Origin of the sequence: Haloplanus sp. C73, from assembly GCF_051195115.1 — an archaeon.
Lineage (GTDB): Archaea > Halobacteriota > Halobacteria > Halobacteriales > Haloferacaceae > Haloplanus.
This window is the reverse complement of the sequence record NZ_JBNTJZ010000009.1, coordinates 76,995-92,660: the sequence shown is the minus strand read 5'-3', so window position 1 is coordinate 92,660 and position 15,666 is coordinate 76,995. Positions and strand designations below refer to the sequence as shown.

The window sequence follows — 15,666 nt, the reverse complement described above, 5'->3', positions numbered from 1 at the left end:
GGCTTCGGTGCCATCGTCGCTGTCATCGCGCTCATCGCGGCTGCACTGCTGGCAGTCCGACGCAACAACTAACGACTAACCGCCGCAAGCGGTCTCACCGCGAATTCTTTTATCAACACGCTACCGCCCCAGAGCCGCCGCTCTATCTAGCTTGACGACGATGTTGCCACGCGAGTTAGCGACGCGACTCGTCGTGATGCTCGGGGGCCGAACGCTGTGAGAAAGAGTGGTGAGTCGCTGGCGACGGTTCGGGCGTGGACCGCCGTTAGGCTTCTTCAGGCGGGAGCCCCTCGTCGTTCAACACCGCGCCGTCCTCGTCGACGGTGACGACGCCGCGGTTGTTCACCGCGTACGGGTCGAGGTTGATTTCCTCCATGAACCCCTTGTAGAGGCGCTCGACCGTCTCGCCGTCTTTCTGCCGGTCGGAGGCCCGGTCACAGAGTTCGATGAGGTCTTCGGGCACATCGTTCTCGTGGACAATCCAGTGGTTAATCAGGTCGGAGAGCCGCCGGATTGGCGAGGTGAAGTGGCCGTAGATGTCGAAGTTGAGCGCGTGGTGGCCGCCGAACGGGTCGTTCATGTACTTCGCGCGGGGCATCACCTTCAGCACGGCTCGCTGAATCTTGGACAGCATCCGGTCGGGGGCGGTTTCGAGTGCGCCGTTGACCGCCTTCCGTGGGTCGTCCCACTTGTCGGAGGGGATGGAGACGCCGTTGAGTTCCTGAATCTCGCGGAGCGCGTCGTTCCACTGGTCCGGCGTGGGCTGGGGGTGGACCCGGTACATCGCCTCGACGCCCCGGTTCCACATCAGTTCGTGTGTCACGGCCTTGTTCGCCTTGAGCATGCACTCCTCGATGATGGTGTGGGCGCGGTCACGGCTCGGGTTCAGGACGAGCGAGCCGTCCTCCTTGCGCTGTTCGTGCATCCGGTCGGCGAGTTCGAACGCGAGCGTGTTCTCCTCGTGCAGCGGCGTGTCGGGATTTTCGAGGCGAGTCTCACACTGGCTGTACGTGAGCCGCTCGTCGCTCCGGATGACGGATTTGTAGATGTCGATGTTCTCGAACGAGAGCGTCTCGGCGTCGAGTTCCATCTCCACCGTGTGCGCGAGGCGGTCCTCGTTGGGGACGAGCGAACACACCGTCTCCGCGAGCGTCGGCGGCAGCATGTGGATGGTGTAGGAAGGGAGATACACCGTGTTCCCTCGCTTGACGGCCTCCTCCCACATCGCGGAGTCGGGGTGGACGTAGTGGGTCACGTCGGCGATGTGGACCCAGAGCCGGTAGGCGTCGTCTTCGGCGCGGACGCTGATGGCGTCGTCGAAGTCCTGTGCGTCGATGGGGTCGGTCGTCCACGCGGTCAGGTCCCGGAGGTCCTCGCGGTGGTCGAGTTCGTCCTCGATTTCCTGTTGGACGCCCTCGGTGCGTGCCTCGGCTTCGCGAAGCACTTCGCGCGGGAACTCGTCGCGGATTTCGAACTCCTCGAACAGTTCCTCGCGTTTCTCCTGCAACTGGCGCGCCTCGGCGGGCGAAATCTCGACTGGACCTTGCCCTTCGGCGGTCCCCGCTTCCGCTTGGGCGTCAGAATCGTTCGTCATGCCCCGGACTAAACGTGAAGGGTAGTTAGACGTGTCGGGCGCGGTATCTGCGAATCAGGATTCGGGCTCTTCGGCGGAGCCGTAGCGCTCCTCGACGGCGCCGTAGTAGCGTTCGAGAAACGCCTGCTGTGAGAGGGCTTCGTCCCCAATGTCGACGAGCAGTGATTCGAGTTCGTCGCGTGGCTGGTGACAGAGATTCCGATAGCACTCCTTACAGAGGTGTTCGAACTCCTTGCCGTGTCGGCTCCAGCGGTCGCCTTCCTTGTCGTACTCGCGGGCTTCGGACCGGAGCAGCGACGCCCCGCACGCGATACAGACGACCGTTTTTCTGTCGCCACCACTGTCCGACCCGGAGCGCCACATAGCCGATGTCAGGCACCACGACCACTTAGCGTTTGTTACGCGTCCGACGCCCGGCGGACGCGGGCGATAATCAGTATTATCCCGAGCGGGGTCCTCGGCTCTCGCATGGAGGTCAAATCCCGCCATCACCTGCGGAGCGACGAGATACGGGACCTGGAGACGAGCCTCGAGTCGAAACTCGGCGTCGACGTCGACGGCGACTCCTACGAGCGCGTCGACCTCGTCGGCACCGACTTCGACCTCGTACTCGTCGACGGCGAGCCACACGTCTTTTTCGTCGACGGCGACCCCTTCCTCACCGTTCGCGGTGCGAACGCCTTCCCGCCGGAGCGCCGCGTCGTCACCGTCGACGCCGGCGCCGTGCAGTTCGTCAGCGACGGGGCCGACGTGATGCGCCCCGGCATCGTCGAGGCCGACGACGTCATCGACCCCGACGACCTCGTCATCATCGTCGAGGAGACTCACGGCAAGGCGCTCGCGGTCGGCCGCGCGCTCGAACCCGGTGCCGACATGGTCGGCGACTCGGGCAAGGTCGTCGAATCCGTCCACCACGTCGGCGACGACCTCTACGAGTTCTCGGTCTGACCGTACGTCTCTAGCGCGGCTTCGTAGCCCTGCTTGGCCTGTCGATACGTCTCGCGCAGGTCGGCAATCGGTCGCTCGCTCGCGTCGACGCGCAGGTCGTGATACAGCGGGTCGTGCTCGCCACGGACGACGACGGCCGCGCTCCCGACCGGCAGGTCACGGCCGTCGCCACCCGCCCGCTCGCCCGCCGCGAGCGCCGTGAGGAGGCGTCGCACGAGCGGCGTGTCGCGTTCGTTCGTCGTGTACCCCCGTTCGAGCGCGTCGAGAACCTCGTCGTCGGCCATCGCCGTCCCGCCGACGGTGTAGTCGTCGCCAACGCGGGCCGCCGCGTGCGCTTGACAGTCCGGCCCCGTATGTGTCGCCGCCGCGTCGACACCGACGCCGTGAATCTGCCGGCGAGCCGACCCGTCCTCCGTCGCGAGCGAGTCGAGCACCGAGTCCAGCCGCCGGCCCTCGGCGAGAGCGCCGAGACACTCTTGACCGAGTGCGGCGTCGGCGACGCCCGCGACGGCGACGGCGCCGTGGTCGTCGACGTGGGGGGTGACGCCGCCGACGGCGGGCACGCGGGCCGCGGTGGCGGCGCCGAATCGCCAGCCGTCGTCGGCTCGCTCCCGGACGCAGATGCTGTAGGTCACGGTCCTGCGAGGGGTGGCGGCGGTGAAAAGCCTCCCGCCACGGTGGCCCGTGTCTGACGCAAGAACTAATGAGCCGGTGGTTCCTGTACGTACTATGGGCATCATGAGCAAAATCCTCGGCGGTGGGGGCACCCACAGCACCGAGGACTACGTCGAACTGAATCTCGACGACTTCGACACGGCCCGCGGCGAAGCGGGGATTCAGGTCCGACTCGCAGAGATTAGTGAACAGCGCGACGCAATTCCGATTAAAGACGCCATCTACGACGGCGACGTCGTCATCGCGGACATCACGCGCATGAGTCCGAGCGACAGCGTGGTCGACCGCATCCTCGAAGACCTGCGGCAGGTGGCGCGCGAAGTCGACGGCGACGTCGTGGTGAAAGGCGAAGACGAGATTATCATCGCGCCGACGGGCGTGACCATCGACCGCGAAAAGCTCTCCTGACGACCCCCGGAACCGACAGGGTTTCGGCGGTCCGGCCCCCAACTCGCGGTAGATGAGCAAGGACTACATCGAGGTTCGCGGGGCCGAGGAACACAACCTCAAGGACCTCGACGTCCGCATCCCCCGCGAAGCGTTTAGCGTCGTTACCGGACTCTCTGGCTCCGGCAAGTCGTCGCTCGCCTTCGACACGGTGTATGCCGAAGGCCAGCGCCGCTACATCGAATCCCTCTCGGCCTACGCCCGCAATTTCCTCGGGCAGATGGACAAGCCGAAAGTCGAGAGCGTCGAGGGCCTCTCGCCCGCCATCTCCATCGACCAGAAAAACGCCGCCAACAACCCTCGGTCGACGGTCGGGACCGTCACCGAACTCCACGACTATCTCCGCCTGCTGTACGCCCGCGTCGGCACGCCCCACTGTCCCGAGTGCGGGCGCGAGGTGGGCGAGCAGAGCGCGAGTCAGATGGTCACTCGCCTCCTCGAACTCCCCGAGGGGACGCGAGCGAAGCTCTGTGCGCCGGTCGTCCGCGACCAGAAAGGCGCCTTCGAGGACCGCTTCGACGACTTGGTGAGCGAGGGGTACAGCCGCGTCGAAGTTGACGGCGAACCCTACGACCTCACCGTCGACCGCCCCGAACTGGACGAAAACTACGACCACACTGTCGACGTGGTGGTCGACCGGGTGAAAATCACCACAGACGCTCGGTCCCGCATCACCGACTCCGTGGAGACGGCGCTCACCGAGGCCGGCGGCGTGTTGAAAGTCGTCCTCCCCGATCCGCCCGAGGGCGTCGAACTCGGCGGCTCGACCGCTCGCTCGACGGGCGATTTGGCCGTCCCCGACGACGCCGACGAAACGGAGACGACCGACCGCTTCGTCGTCGAGTTCTCGGAAGACCTCGCCTGCACGCACTGCGGCATCGACATCCCCGAACTCGAGACGCGGAGTTTCTCCTTCAACAGCCCGCACGGCGCCTGCCCCGAGTGTGAGGGCATCGGCAACGCGAAGGAGGTCGACCCCGAACTCGTCGTCCAAGACGAGAGCAAGCCGCTGAAAAACGTCTTCGAGCCGTGGAGTTACGACCGCTCCTACTATCGCCGGCAACTCGACTCGCTGGCGCGGCACTTCGACGTCTCGGTCGACACGCCGTTCGAGGAGTTGGACGACGAAGTGCAGGACGCCTTCCTCTTTGGCACCGACGAGGAGGTGCTTTTCAAGTGGACGACCAAGAACGGCGTTCGACGGAAAGAACAGCCCTTCGAGGGCGTGGTCGGCAACCTCGAACGCCGGCACGTGGAGACGGATTCGGAGAACACCCGCGAGCACATCGAGGAGTTCATGGCCGTCACTACCTGCCCCGCCTGCGACGGGACGCGCCTCAAGCCCGCCTCGCGGGCGGTCCTCGTCGACGGCACGCCAATCACGGCGGTCAACCAGTTGAGCATCGCCGACGCTCTCGACCACTTCGAGGCGATGGAGGCGACGCTCACCGACCGCGAGCGAACCATCGCCGAGGAGATTCTGAAAGAGATTCGCGCCCGTCTCGGCTTCATGCAAGAGGTCGGACTGGAGTATCTCACCCTCGACCGGGAGGCGGCGACGCTTTCCGGCGGTGAGTCCCAGCGCATCCGCCTCGCGACCCAAGTCGGGTCGGGACTGGTCGGCGTCCTCTACGTCCTCGACGAACCCTCTATCGGCCTGCATCAGCGCGACAACGACCGCCTCCTCGACACGCTCGAAGGGCTTCGTGACCTCGGCAACACCCTCCTCGTCGTCGAACACGACGAGGAGACGATGCGCCGCGCGGACAACATCATCGACATGGGTCCCGGTCCGGGCAAGCGCGGCGGCGAAGTCGTCGCACAGGGCGATTTCGACGAGGTGGTCGAAGCCGAGGACTCGGTCACCGCCGACTACCTCGCCGGCCGGCGCGAGATTCCGGTGCCCGAGGAGCGCCGTGACCCGGACGACGGTGCGCTGACGATTCGCGGCGCTCGCCAGCACAACCTCGACGACGTGGACGTCTCGATTCCCTTCGGCGAGTTCGTCGCCATCACCGGCGTCTCCGGCTCCGGCAAGTCGACGCTCATGCACGACGTCCTCTACAAGGGACTGGCGCGGGAGATGAACGACAACACGTCGGTCGACCCCGGCGACCACGACGCCATCGAGGGCCACGAGGAGATAGAGACGGTCCGTCTGATAGACCAGTCACCCATCGGGCGGACGCCCCGGTCGAATCCCGCCACCTACACCGGCGTTTTCGACTACATTCGCGAACTCTTCGCGGAGACGAAACTCGCGAACCAGCGCGGCTACGACAAGGGCCGGTTCTCGTTCAACGTCAAGGGCGGCCGCTGTGAGGAGTGTGGCGGGCAGGGGACGGTCAAAATCGAGATGAACTTCCTCTCGGACGTCCACGTGCCCTGCGAGGAGTGTCAGGGCGCCCGCTACAACGACGAAACCCTCGACGTGACCTACAAGGGCGCGACCATCGCCGACGTGTTGAACATGGAAGTCGACGAGGCGGCGGACTTTTTCTCGGCCAACTCCGGCATCCGCCGACGACTCGAACTCCTGCAGGACGTCGGCCTCGGCTACATGCAACTCGGCCAGCCGTCGACGACGCTCTCGGGCGGCGAAGCCCAGCGCGTCAAACTCGCGGAGGAACTCGGGAAGAAAGACTCCGGCGAGACGCTCTACCTGCTCGACGAGCCGACGACCGGACTCCACTCCGAGGACGAGCGAAAGCTGATAGAGGTCCTGCACCGCCTCGCCGACGCCGGCAACACCGTCGTCGTCATCGAACACGAACTCGACTTGGTGAAAAACGCCGACCACGTCATCGACCTCGGCCCCGAGGGTGGCGAGGGCGGCGGCGAAGTGGTGGCGACGGGCACCCCCGAGTCGGTCGCCCGGACCGACGACTCTCACACCGGCCGTTACCTGCGCGACCTGCTTCCGGCGGTCGACCTCGCTGGCCCCCGGTCGGACCGCCGCAAGCCTGCGAAGGCGTCGAGCGACGACTGACCGTCGCTCCGTCTCCGTCGCAGTCAAAACCCCCGCGGACAAACGGGCATGTGATGGACGACGAACCACTCTCGCCGCCGGTCTCGTCCGGTCGGCGCGGCCGAGTCGCATGAACGTTCGCCTCCGCGGCATCTACACCACGGCCCTCACCCAGCGGGTGCTCGACGCGGGCCACGACGTGGTCGCCGCCTCGGACCCGATTCGCGAGCGCTTCGACGCCGACTTCGGGCACGACCCCCACGACGTCGCCGTCGACACGACGTCCGACCGGCAGGGCGTGGGCGTGACCGGCGACCCCGACGCTGTTTCCCGACTCGTCGACCACCTCGACGTCTCCCGTGACACCTTCGTCTGGTCGTCGCCCGCCCCCCGCGACGCCGTCTTCGACGCCCGCGTCACCGAGACGCTCGGGAGCGGCGCAGTCTGCGATTTGGGCGACTCAGAGGGCTTTCTCCCCTTCGGCAGTGTCGACGCCCACGTCGAGGTGGGCGATACCCTCCGCGTCCAAGTGACCGAGCCAGCGCCCCCGTGGATAGACCGCCGGCCCGTCCTCGACGGCGATATCCGGGTCCGGGCCGGCCCGGCGACGCTCGTCCGCGGCGAGTCGGGCGTCACCGTCGACACCTACGACGACGAAGCGGGGCGCGAACTCGCGGGCATGACCGACCTCCTCGGCATCGAGCCACCGGACGGCTGGGGACTGCGGTGGGAAGATGCCGCCACCGACGCCGACATGGGCGCGTTGCAGACGGCGCTCGAACGCGCCGTCGACCGGGCCGACGCCGTCTCGCTGGACGACGCCGTCGACGCCCCGCGCTCGCTCGCCACTCCCCTCGCGACCACGTGGCTCTGGTTCGGGCGCGAAGGCCGGTTCGAACTCGACGCCGACCGCCGCGCAGTGACGACGACGATGACCGGCCACCATCGCATCAAGGCCGCCTCGTCGGACGCGAGCCGAGCCGTCGACTTCGTCGAGGCACTCGATTCGGGCGACGGCGATGACTTCCCGTTCGAGGCCGTCACCGACACCTTCGGTCCCGTGGCCGGCGACCACGTCCGCCTCGCACACGGCAAGCCCGACGGCCGACTGATTATCCTCGGGCGCGCCGAAGTGACCGAGCGCGACCCCGAGGGCTCGCTCACGCTCCGGCGGGAGATGACGCCCGGCGGCTCCTACGACGCCCTCGACGCCCGCCGCGAACGGGGCGACGTCGCGATAACCACCGTCCGCGAGGGCCGGTGGTGGTACCCCACTGTCTACCGCGATGACGAGGGAAATCGAAAGGGCACCTACGTCAACGTCTGTACGCCCGTCGAGTGTTTCCCCGACGCTGTCCGCTACGTCGACCTTCACGTCGACGTGGTGAAAGAGCGGGACGGGACGGTCCGCCGCGTCGACGACGACGAACTCGACGCCGCCGTCGACGCCGGGCACGTCTCCGAGGCGCTCGCGGAGCGGGCACGCGCCGTCGCGTCGAGTCTCGAAGACGCGCTGTGACTACTCATCGGTGATTGCACTCGCGAGCGCCCCTCTGACGACTGCGTCGCCGTCGGCGTCGACGGCACGAATCTCCGGCACCCCCGTCGCGACGTGGTCGGGCAGACGCTCGCGGATGGGGTCGAGTACCTGCGCCGGGTTGTTGCGCGCGACGCCGCCCCCGACGGCTATCGTCCGCGGGGCGAAGGCGTGGACAAGCGTCGCCACGCCGAGGGCGTTCCACCGCCCCACGCGCTCGATTACGCGCGTCGCGAAGTCGTCGCCGGCCGCCGCCGCCTCGAACACCGCTTCTGCGTCGGCATTGGCGAGCGCCAGCGACGTGTCTTCGCCGTCGTACAGGTCGCGGGCGTAGTCGGGGATGGCCGACCCCGCGCAGTAGGCTTCCCAGTGACCCGCACACCCACAGCCACAGGCCCGCCCGCCGGGGTCGACGGTCACGTGTCCCATCTCGGCGGCGTTGCCCTTCCACCCCTCGCAGACGTGGCCGTCGACGATGGCGCCCGCGCCGATTCCGGTCGAGAGCGTGAGATAGACTAAGTCGTCGCCCCCGTCGCCGAACAGTCGCTCGCCGATGGCGCCGGCGACGGCGTCGTTGTGGAGGGTGACGCGCCCGGTCGACAGGAGGGTGCGAAGCGGGTCGACGAGGGGGATGCGCTTGACGCCCGGCACGTTCGGCGGGTCGACCACCGCGCCCTCGTCGGCGTCCAGCGGCCCCATGCTGCCTACGCCGGCGGCGACGACGGCGTCCGGTGCGACCCCCGCGTCCGTACACGCCGCTCGCACCGCATCGAGGACGGCCTCGGTGATGGCGACCCCCGTCGCATCCGGCGTGGCACGCTGGGCGCGCCCGGCCACCTCGCCGGCCCGATTCCCGACCACCGCGCGGATGTCCGTCGCCCCGATGTCGACGCCGAGATAGGCCGTCATCTACGCCACCTCCCGCGCGACACAGCGCGGTGTGCCGGCTCCGTCCATGGCCCGGGGGTTCGGCCGCCCCGCCCAAATCGCTACCGACCACTCTTTGCGCTCGCCCGTCCATACCCCGATATGCTCACGACCGACCTCTCTGACTACGTGGCGCTGGTGACTGGCAGTTCGAAAGGCGTCGGGCGCGAGTTCGCGCTTTCGATGGCCGAAGCCGGCGCGTCCGTCGCGGTCCACTACTACTCCAGCGACGAGGAGGCACGGGCGACGGCCGCCGTCGCGCGCGAGGAGAGCGGGGAAGCGATGGCCGTCCAAGCCGACGTGACCGACCCCGACGACGTGGACGAGATGTTCGACGCCGTCGAGTCGACGCTGGGAAGTGTCGACCTCCTCGTCAACAACGTCGGCGACTTCGCCCCCAGACACTGGGAGGATATCTCCTTCGAGACGTGGAACCGTGTGATGGATACGAACCTGACGGGCACGTATCTCTGCTCGAAGCGGGCGTTGCCGGCGATGCGCGCGGCCGGGTTCGGCCGCATCGTCAACGTCGGCTACGCGGGCGCGGAGAAGGCGCTCGTCTACCCGAAGAACTTCCCGTATCTCGTCGCGAAGACGGGCGTCATCATGTTCACGCGGATGCTCGCGAACGACACGCGCGACAATGGCATCACCGTCAACTGCATCTCGCCGTACGTCGTCGAGACGTCAGACGAGTTCCCCGCCGAGGCGCCGCGGGGCCGGTGGGCCTCCCTCGAAGACCTGCGGCAGGTGCTCTTTTTCTTCCTCGACTCCGACAGCGGCTACGTGAGCGGCGAGAACGTAGAGGTCGACGGCGGGTGGATTCCGGAGGCGCTCTAGGCGTTGGGCACGTCGTCCGGGTCGTCCTCGACGGAGCGTTTCATCGAGTCACGGCGGGATTTGGCGTCGCGACCCGTCACTTCGAGCAGGAAGTCGTTTTTCGCGTTGACCGCGTCCTCGGCGGCGTCGGCGTGGCCCTCCTTGATGACCTCCGCGGCCGGTCGCTCCTCGAAGTGGACGGCGAGTTTGTCCTTCTTGCCGCTGTACTCCGACGCACCCGCGACGATACGCTCGAAGACCGGGTTGTCCGGGTCGCCGACGACGTAGAGGTCGTTCCCCTTGAACTCCTCCGTGCCCGTCACCGGGCCGAAGTAGCCCTCGATGGTCGCCTTGAGGTCCGGCGCGTTCTCCTCCAAGGTTTCCCCGCGACGCATCTTGTACTCCTTCATGGACCCTGATTCGGAAGGCGATGGTTTACCAGTTTCGTCCTCGGTGGGGCCGGGTCAGCGCTCGCGCTCGCCGATGTACCCCTTGTGGCAGTCGGGGCAGATGTCGCCCGCGCGCATCGACGACCCGCCGGCGACGCGAGAGTAGCCACAGTTCGGGCAGAAAAACTCCGTCTCGCCGCCGTCGTCGTCGTCGACGCGCTCGACGCCCTCCGCGGTGACGAACTGCTTGCTTCCGGTGCCGTTTGCCGTCTCGGCGGTCATGGCCGTCCCGCTCGCGTCCGCCTCGTCGCTCGTCGATTTCTCCTCGGGTGTCAGCCCGCCCCCGAACTCGACGTCCATCGAGGCGCCGTCGCTCGCTTCGGCGTCGAACCCCTCGTCCTCGCCTTCGGGGTCCGGCCACCCCTCGCCGGTGACGACGGTGGCGCCGTCGTCGACGTCCGGTTCGGGCTCCGGTTCGGGCTCTGACTCGGGCGCCTCGCCTTGCTCGTCGGCCCCTTCCGTGTCGGCGTCGGGCCACTCGCCGCGGCCCCGTTCGCCCGCGTCCTCCTCCTCGTCGTCATCGTCGAGGATGATGCCCGTGTCGACGTCTTCCGAGGGCGTCTCGTCGGCGGGCGTGTCGTCCGTTGTCGGGGCGTCCGCGGGCTCCGTCGTCGCCGACGGCTCGGCCTCCGTGCTCTCTCCTGTCGACTCCGTGGTCGGCGTCGACGCCGTATCCTCCTCCCCGAGGTCCGGCGTCACACTCCCGTCGCCGCCAAGTCCCGTCGTCACCGTCTCGTCCGACGGGTTTCGGACCGGGCGCACTTCCTTGTTCTCGCTGACGACGCGGCGCTCCCCACACCGGTCACACGTCTCGACGGTCCGGTACGTCACGACTACCTCGTTGCCGCGTTCCTCCCGTTCGCGCTCCACCTCTCGGTTCGCGTATTCGTGTCCCAGCAGGCACCTGAGTCCCATTGCGTAGAGGTAGCGGGAGCCTCCACCAAAAGCGTCCGTCAGACGTACGTCTGACCCCGGCGGGCGGTACTGGTAAACCGCCCGCGGCCGTTACCCCCATCCATGAAGGCCAAACGGGAGTTCCGCGACCGCGAGGACGTGGAAGTCGCCGTTCTCGACGCACTTGTCGACCGGGGGAGCGACGGCATGACGGTGTTCGAACTCCGCGCGGCCGTCGACGGCGATATCGACGACCTCGAAGACGCGCTCGCCGAACTCAAAGACGACTCGCTCATCTCCGTCGAAACGGAGGACGAGAAAACCGTCGTCCTCCCCGACGACCGCGTGGTCCCCGACCCCGCCGAGGCGCCCGACGACACATCCCTCCTCGACGCGCTTCGAGACCGATTCGGGTTCTGACCGCTCCGCCAACCGCGCCACTTTTTCGGCCGGCCCGTCTATCTCTCGCCGATGCAACAGGGTCGTCACGCCGACTACGGTGCCGAGTTCGAGACGCGGGGCGACCGGACGGTCGTCGCCCACTACGGCCGCCCCGACCGGACCCACCTCGCGGTCCGCAACGGCGTCGGCGTCATCGAGATGGGCTACGGCGTCGTCGTCGTCGAGGGGTCTGACGCTGTCGACTTCGTCGACAACACCGTCTCCAACGCGGTCCCCCCGTCCGACGGCGCGGGCTGTTACGCCCTCCTTCTCGACCCACAGGGTGGCATCGAGACGGACCTGTACGTCTACAACGCGGGCGAGCGTCTCCTCTGTTTCACGCCGCCGGACCGCGCCGCCTCCCTCGCCGACGACTGGGCCGAGAACGTGTTCATTCAGGACGTGACCGTCCGCGACGCCACCGACGACTTCTCCGTCTTCGGCGTCCACGGCCCATCGGCGACGGAGACGGTGGCGACGCTTCTCGCGTCCGCGTCGGTGCCCGAGACGCCGCTCCAGTTCGTCCGCGGCTCCATGGCCGACGCCGGCGTCACCGTCGCCGCGACGGACGACCCGACCGGCGAGACGGGCTACGAGGTCATCTGTCACGCCGCCGACGCCGACGACGTGTGGGACTCGCTTCTCACTCGTGGCACTCCGACGACGCCCCTCGGCTACCGGGCGTGGAACACCCTGACGCTCGAAGCCGGGACGCCGCTGTTCGAGACGGAACTCGACGGCCGGATTCCGAACGTCGCGGGCGTCCGCAACGCCCTCGATTTCGACAAGGGGTGTTACGTCGGGCAGGAAGTCGTCTCCCGCGTCGAGAATCAGGGCCGTCCCAGCAAGCGCCTCGTCGGCCTCGAACTCGACACGGTTCCCGAATCGGGCGCGGACGTGCTTGCCGACGACGACGCCGTCGGCGAAGTGACACGCGCCGCCCACAGCCCCTCGCTCGACCGGCCCATCGCGCTCGCGTACGTCGACAGCGCGACGCTCGACGACGACCCAGCGCTTCGGGTCGACGGCGATGCCACGATTGCCGCGCTCCCCTTCGTCGAAGGGAGCGGCGACTCGGCGCGCCGCCCGCGCTACTGACGGCGCTCGTCGGCGTCGGCGCCGCCGCCCACCAGCGCTCGCAGGTGGTCAAGTGAGAAGAAAGAGGACGGCCGGTCCATGTGAACGCCGATTTCGCCGTCGAGCGCCCACAGTCCAAGTCGCTGTATCGGCTCGGGCAAGGAGTACGCCTTCCGAATCAGGTGGCCCAGTCGAATCTCTCGCGAGAGGTCCGACCGCCACGCGCGTTCGTACGCCGCGAGCGTCGACGGGTCGTGTGGGTCGATGGCGTCGATGGCGTGGTCGGCGGCGGTCATCCCGTAGAGAATCCCGCCGCCGGTGAAGGGTTTGGTCTGGCCGGCGGCGTCGCCGACGAGAAAGACTCGGTCGCTGGTGACGCTTTCGGGCGGGCCGATGGGGATGGCGCCCGAACAGCGGTGGGTCGTCTCGGCGCCGTAGGCTTCGGTCAACCGCTCGAATCGCTCGGTGACGTCGGTGCCCGGCGGCGCCGCGAGGCCGTACTCGACGCCCGCGTCGCCGCGGGGGATGCGCCACGCGAAAAACCGCGGCACCGTCAGGTGGACGTCGACGAAGTCGCCGTGGTCGGGGGCCTCGTCGAACGCGAGGACGCCGTGCAGTTGTTCGCCCGGGTCGGGGAGAGAGACGGACCGCCGCACCCGCGAGACGGGGCCGTCACAGCCAGCGACCAGTCGCGATTCGAACTCGACCGTCTCGCCCTCGGTTCGCGCCGTCACCGTCACGCCGTCGGCGTGTTCCTCGATTTCGGTGACGGTGTGGCCCTCGCGAACGTCGGCGCCCGCCGCTCGCGCCGCGTCCGCGAGCGTCCGGTCGAGCGCCACGCGGTCGATGACGTTCGACACCTCCTGTGACTTGTAGAAGGGGTAGGCCCGGGAGTCCGGCCCGCCGAGTCGGAAGTTCGCGCCGTACACCCGGTTCTGGAGGAGGTCGGCTTTCGCGTCGTCGGGGACGTAGTCCCAGACGTCGGTGCTGACGTGGCCAGAGCAGGCGAGCGGCGTGCCGACGGTGCCTTTCTCCAGCGCGAGGACGTCGTACCCGGCGTCGGCGGCGCGGCGCGCGAGGCGGGCGCCCGCCGGACCGACCCCGACCACGACGAAGTCGTACATACCTCCCGTTGGGCCGCGCCGAGACAAATACTCGGCGGTCCGGGGTGGGGCGCTGTTGGGATGGCCTAACCCCGGGCGGCATCGCCGGCCAAGAACTTAACCGCTCGCGGGTGGGTGTTCTCCTCATGTCGCGTAGACGGGACCCGGTCGAGGAACGCGCCGACGAGGGTGTCGACCTCTACGACGTCGCCACGTGGGAACGCCGCGGCGTCCTCGACACCGTGGCCGCGGGCATCTACCGCGTGCTGGTGGCGTCGACGCGGCTCTTCGTCATCGGGCTCGCCCTCCTCATTCTCGTCGCTATCGGCGGGTTGAGTGCGATTACCGACCCGCAAATCGGCGCGCTGACCCTGCTCTCTGCGCTCCCGGCGCTCGCGCTCACGATTTACGTCCGCCAGAGCGACGTCACTCACGCCGAACCCCTCTCGCTTCTCGTCGCCACCTTCCTCCTCGGCGTCCTGACCGCGAACTTCGCCGCGGTGCTCAACTCCTACACCAAGCCGCTGTTCTCCGGCCTCGGGTTTCTCGGCACTGTCCTCTTTTTCTTCCTCATCGTCGGCCCCGTCGAGGAGACGGTGAAACTCCTCGCCGTCCGGCTGTACGCCTACGGCACCGACAGTTTCGAGGCCGTCGTCGACGGCGCGGTGTACGGCGCCGTCGCCGGCCTCGGCTTCGCCACCATCGAGAACGCCCTCTACATCACGCAGGGCCTCGACGCACCGACGGCGGGGGCGCTCGGCCTCATCGGCGCCGGCGGCGGCATCACCGCCGTTCGCGCGCTCGCCGGCCCCGGTCACGTCATCTACTCCGCGTTCGCCGGTTACTATCTCGGCCTCGCGAAGTTCAACCCGAACAGCCGCGGCCCAATCATCATCAAGGGCCTCTTGATTGCCGCGTTCATCCACGCCACCTACAACGCCACCGTCGGCATCGGGACGGGCCTCATCGGCCTCGCGACCGGCCTTCCGCAACTTCCCTCTTTCCTCGTCTACGTCCTCATCTACGACGGCTTCTTCGGGGCCATCCTCTTCCGGAAGATTCGGCGATACAGTCACACCTACCGCTCGGTCCATGAGAGCGAGACGGCAGAGGAATCCGCGTTCGACGTCGAAACCGACGAGTTCGAGTCCTGATTCACACCAGCCGTTCCACGTACTTCGCCACCACGTCCACCTCGACGTGCAGCGGGTCGCCCGGCGACTTCTCCGACAGCGTCGTCAGGTCGTACGTGGTCGGGATGATGGCGACCGAAATCTCGCCGTCCGAGCGGTCGGCGACGGTGAGGCTGATGCCGTCGAGCGCGATGGAGCCTTTCGAGACGACGTAGCGCGCTACGTCGTCGGGGAGCGAGACGGTGACCGTCCACTCGTCGCCGACGCGCTCGACCGACTCGACGGTCGCGACGCCGTCGACGTGGCCCTGCACGATGTGGCCGTCGAAGCGCCCGTCGGCCGGCATGGCGCGTTCGAGATTGACGGCATCGCCCACCGACACCTCGCCGAGATACGTCTTCGCCACCGTCTCGCTCGCGAGAAACACCTCGAACCAGTCGTCGCCGAACGCCTCGACCGTGAGACAGACGCCGCTGACGCTGATGGACTGTCCGTGTTCGACCGTCTCGAAGTCGTGACCGAGGCGGAGCCGTCGCCCCTCGTCGCCGTCGTCGACTGCGAGCACCTCGCTCGTCGTCTCGACGATACCCGTGAACATACGTCTCGTTCGCCGACGGGAGAGTAAGGGGTTGCGGTCCGACCCGCCGCCGAGCG

At 67.8% G+C, this 15,666-nt stretch carries 17 protein-coding genes; 9 read left to right on the top strand and 8 right to left on the bottom strand.

Features of this window, described 5'->3' with window-relative positions:
* Nucleotides 1-72: PGF-CTERM sorting domain-containing protein (locus ACQUSQ_RS14605; protein WP_435069178.1), on the top strand; the 72-nt coding region annotated here is incomplete at its 5' end.
* A gap of 193 nt (nt 73-265) precedes the next feature.
* Here ACQUSQ_RS14605 and ACQUSQ_RS14600 read toward each other — a convergent pair.
* Together ACQUSQ_RS14600 and ACQUSQ_RS14595 are read right to left on the bottom strand one after the other, a co-directional pair.
* Nucleotides 266-1,594, bottom strand: coding sequence for a ribonuclease catalytic domain-containing protein (locus tag ACQUSQ_RS14600; protein ID WP_435070242.1), 1,329 nt, complete (start codon nt 1,592-1,594; stop codon nt 266-268).
* Nucleotides 1,595-1,648: 54 nt separating this feature from the next.
* On the bottom strand, nt 1,649-1,957 hold the full coding sequence (locus ACQUSQ_RS14595; RefSeq protein WP_435070240.1) for a DUF7562 family protein: 309 nt from the start codon (nt 1,955-1,957) through the stop codon (nt 1,649-1,651).
* A gap of 105 nt (nt 1,958-2,062) precedes the next feature.
* Between ACQUSQ_RS14595 and ACQUSQ_RS14590 the strand changes: the two genes are divergently transcribed.
* Nucleotides 2,063-2,542: an RNA-binding protein gene (locus ACQUSQ_RS14590; RefSeq protein ID WP_435070239.1), complete on the top strand. Its 480-nt coding sequence runs from the start codon at nt 2,063-2,065 to the stop codon at nt 2,540-2,542.
* Here ACQUSQ_RS14590 and ACQUSQ_RS14585 read toward each other — a convergent pair.
* Nucleotides 2,524-3,177 carry a DUF1028 domain-containing protein gene (locus ACQUSQ_RS14585; RefSeq protein WP_435070237.1) on the bottom strand — a complete coding sequence of 218 codons (654 nt, stop codon included), beginning with the start codon at nt 3,175-3,177 and terminating at the stop codon, nt 2,524-2,526. The genes ACQUSQ_RS14590 and ACQUSQ_RS14585 overlap by 19 nt on opposite strands.
* Before the next feature lie 94 nt (nt 3,178-3,271).
* On the opposite strand from ACQUSQ_RS14585, the gene ACQUSQ_RS14580 reads away from it, so the two are divergent.
* The 3 genes from ACQUSQ_RS14580 to ACQUSQ_RS14570 all read left to right on the top strand — a co-directional run bounded on the left by ACQUSQ_RS14580 (nt 3,272) and on the right by ACQUSQ_RS14570 (nt 8,151).
* On the top strand, nt 3,272-3,625 hold the full coding sequence (locus ACQUSQ_RS14580) for a cell division protein SepF (RefSeq protein WP_435070235.1): 354 nt from the start codon (nt 3,272-3,274) through the stop codon (nt 3,623-3,625).
* Between the two features lie 52 nt (nt 3,626-3,677).
* The gene (gene uvrA / locus ACQUSQ_RS14575) at nt 3,678-6,653 is read left to right on the top strand and encodes an excinuclease ABC subunit UvrA (protein ID WP_435070234.1); all 2,976 of its coding nucleotides are present in this window, start codon (nt 3,678-3,680) and stop codon (nt 6,651-6,653) included.
* Between the two features lie 109 nt (nt 6,654-6,762).
* Nucleotides 6,763-8,151, top strand: coding sequence for a DUF402 domain-containing protein (locus ACQUSQ_RS14570; RefSeq protein ID WP_435070232.1), 1,389 nt, complete (start codon nt 6,763-6,765; stop codon nt 8,149-8,151).
* Here the strand turns inward: ACQUSQ_RS14570 and ACQUSQ_RS14565 are convergent, their stop codons facing one another.
* Complete coding sequence (locus ACQUSQ_RS14565) at nt 8,152-9,078, bottom strand: ROK family protein (RefSeq protein ID WP_435070230.1); 927 nt, start codon at nt 9,076-9,078, stop codon at nt 8,152-8,154.
* Nucleotides 9,079-9,198: 120 nt separating this feature from the next.
* On the opposite strand from ACQUSQ_RS14565, the gene ACQUSQ_RS14560 reads away from it, so the two are divergent.
* The gene (locus ACQUSQ_RS14560) at nt 9,199-9,936 is read left to right on the top strand and encodes an SDR family NAD(P)-dependent oxidoreductase (RefSeq protein ID WP_435070228.1); all 738 of its coding nucleotides are present in this window, start codon (nt 9,199-9,201) and stop codon (nt 9,934-9,936) included.
* On the opposite strand, the gene ACQUSQ_RS14555 is transcribed toward ACQUSQ_RS14560, so the two are convergent.
* Both ACQUSQ_RS14555 and ACQUSQ_RS14550 read right to left on the bottom strand, forming a co-directional pair.
* The gene (locus ACQUSQ_RS14555) at nt 9,933-10,325 is read right to left on the bottom strand and encodes a DUF5611 family protein (protein WP_435070226.1); all 393 of its coding nucleotides are present in this window, start codon (nt 10,323-10,325) and stop codon (nt 9,933-9,935) included. The genes ACQUSQ_RS14560 and ACQUSQ_RS14555 overlap by 4 nt on opposite strands.
* 54 nt (nt 10,326-10,379) lie before the next feature.
* Nucleotides 10,380-11,279, bottom strand: coding sequence for a DUF7093 family protein (locus ACQUSQ_RS14550; RefSeq protein WP_435070224.1), 900 nt, complete (start codon nt 11,277-11,279; stop codon nt 10,380-10,382).
* 102 nt (nt 11,280-11,381) lie between these two features.
* Here ACQUSQ_RS14550 and ACQUSQ_RS14545 point away from each other — a divergent pair, with 102 nt between their 5' ends.
* Nucleotides 11,382-11,678, top strand: coding sequence for a DUF6432 family protein (locus ACQUSQ_RS14545; RefSeq protein ID WP_435070222.1), 297 nt, complete (start codon nt 11,382-11,384; stop codon nt 11,676-11,678).
* A 51-nt stretch (nt 11,679-11,729) separates the two neighbouring features.
* A complete protein-coding gene (locus ACQUSQ_RS14540) occupies nt 11,730-12,797 on the top strand; it encodes an aminomethyltransferase family protein (protein WP_435070219.1) in 1,068 nt (355 codons plus the stop codon).
* Here the strand turns inward: ACQUSQ_RS14540 and ACQUSQ_RS14535 are convergent.
* On the bottom strand, nt 12,791-13,900 hold the full coding sequence (locus ACQUSQ_RS14535; RefSeq protein ID WP_435070218.1) for a geranylgeranyl reductase family protein: 1,110 nt from the start codon (nt 13,898-13,900) through the stop codon (nt 12,791-12,793). The two genes, ACQUSQ_RS14540 and ACQUSQ_RS14535, sit on opposite strands and share 7 nt — an antisense overlap.
* Before the next feature lie 125 nt (nt 13,901-14,025).
* Here ACQUSQ_RS14535 and ACQUSQ_RS14530 point away from each other — a divergent pair, with 125 nt between their 5' ends.
* A complete protein-coding gene (locus tag ACQUSQ_RS14530) occupies nt 14,026-15,033 on the top strand; it encodes a PrsW family intramembrane metalloprotease (RefSeq protein WP_435070216.1) in 1,008 nt (335 codons plus the stop codon).
* A 1-nt stretch (nt 15,034) separates the two neighbouring features.
* Here the strand turns inward: ACQUSQ_RS14530 and ACQUSQ_RS14525 are convergent, their stop codons facing one another.
* Nucleotides 15,035-15,610, bottom strand: a complete 576-nt coding sequence (locus ACQUSQ_RS14525) for a riboflavin synthase (RefSeq protein ID WP_435070214.1) — start codon at nt 15,608-15,610, stop codon at nt 15,035-15,037.
* Nucleotides 15,611-15,666: the final 56 nt, after the last annotated feature.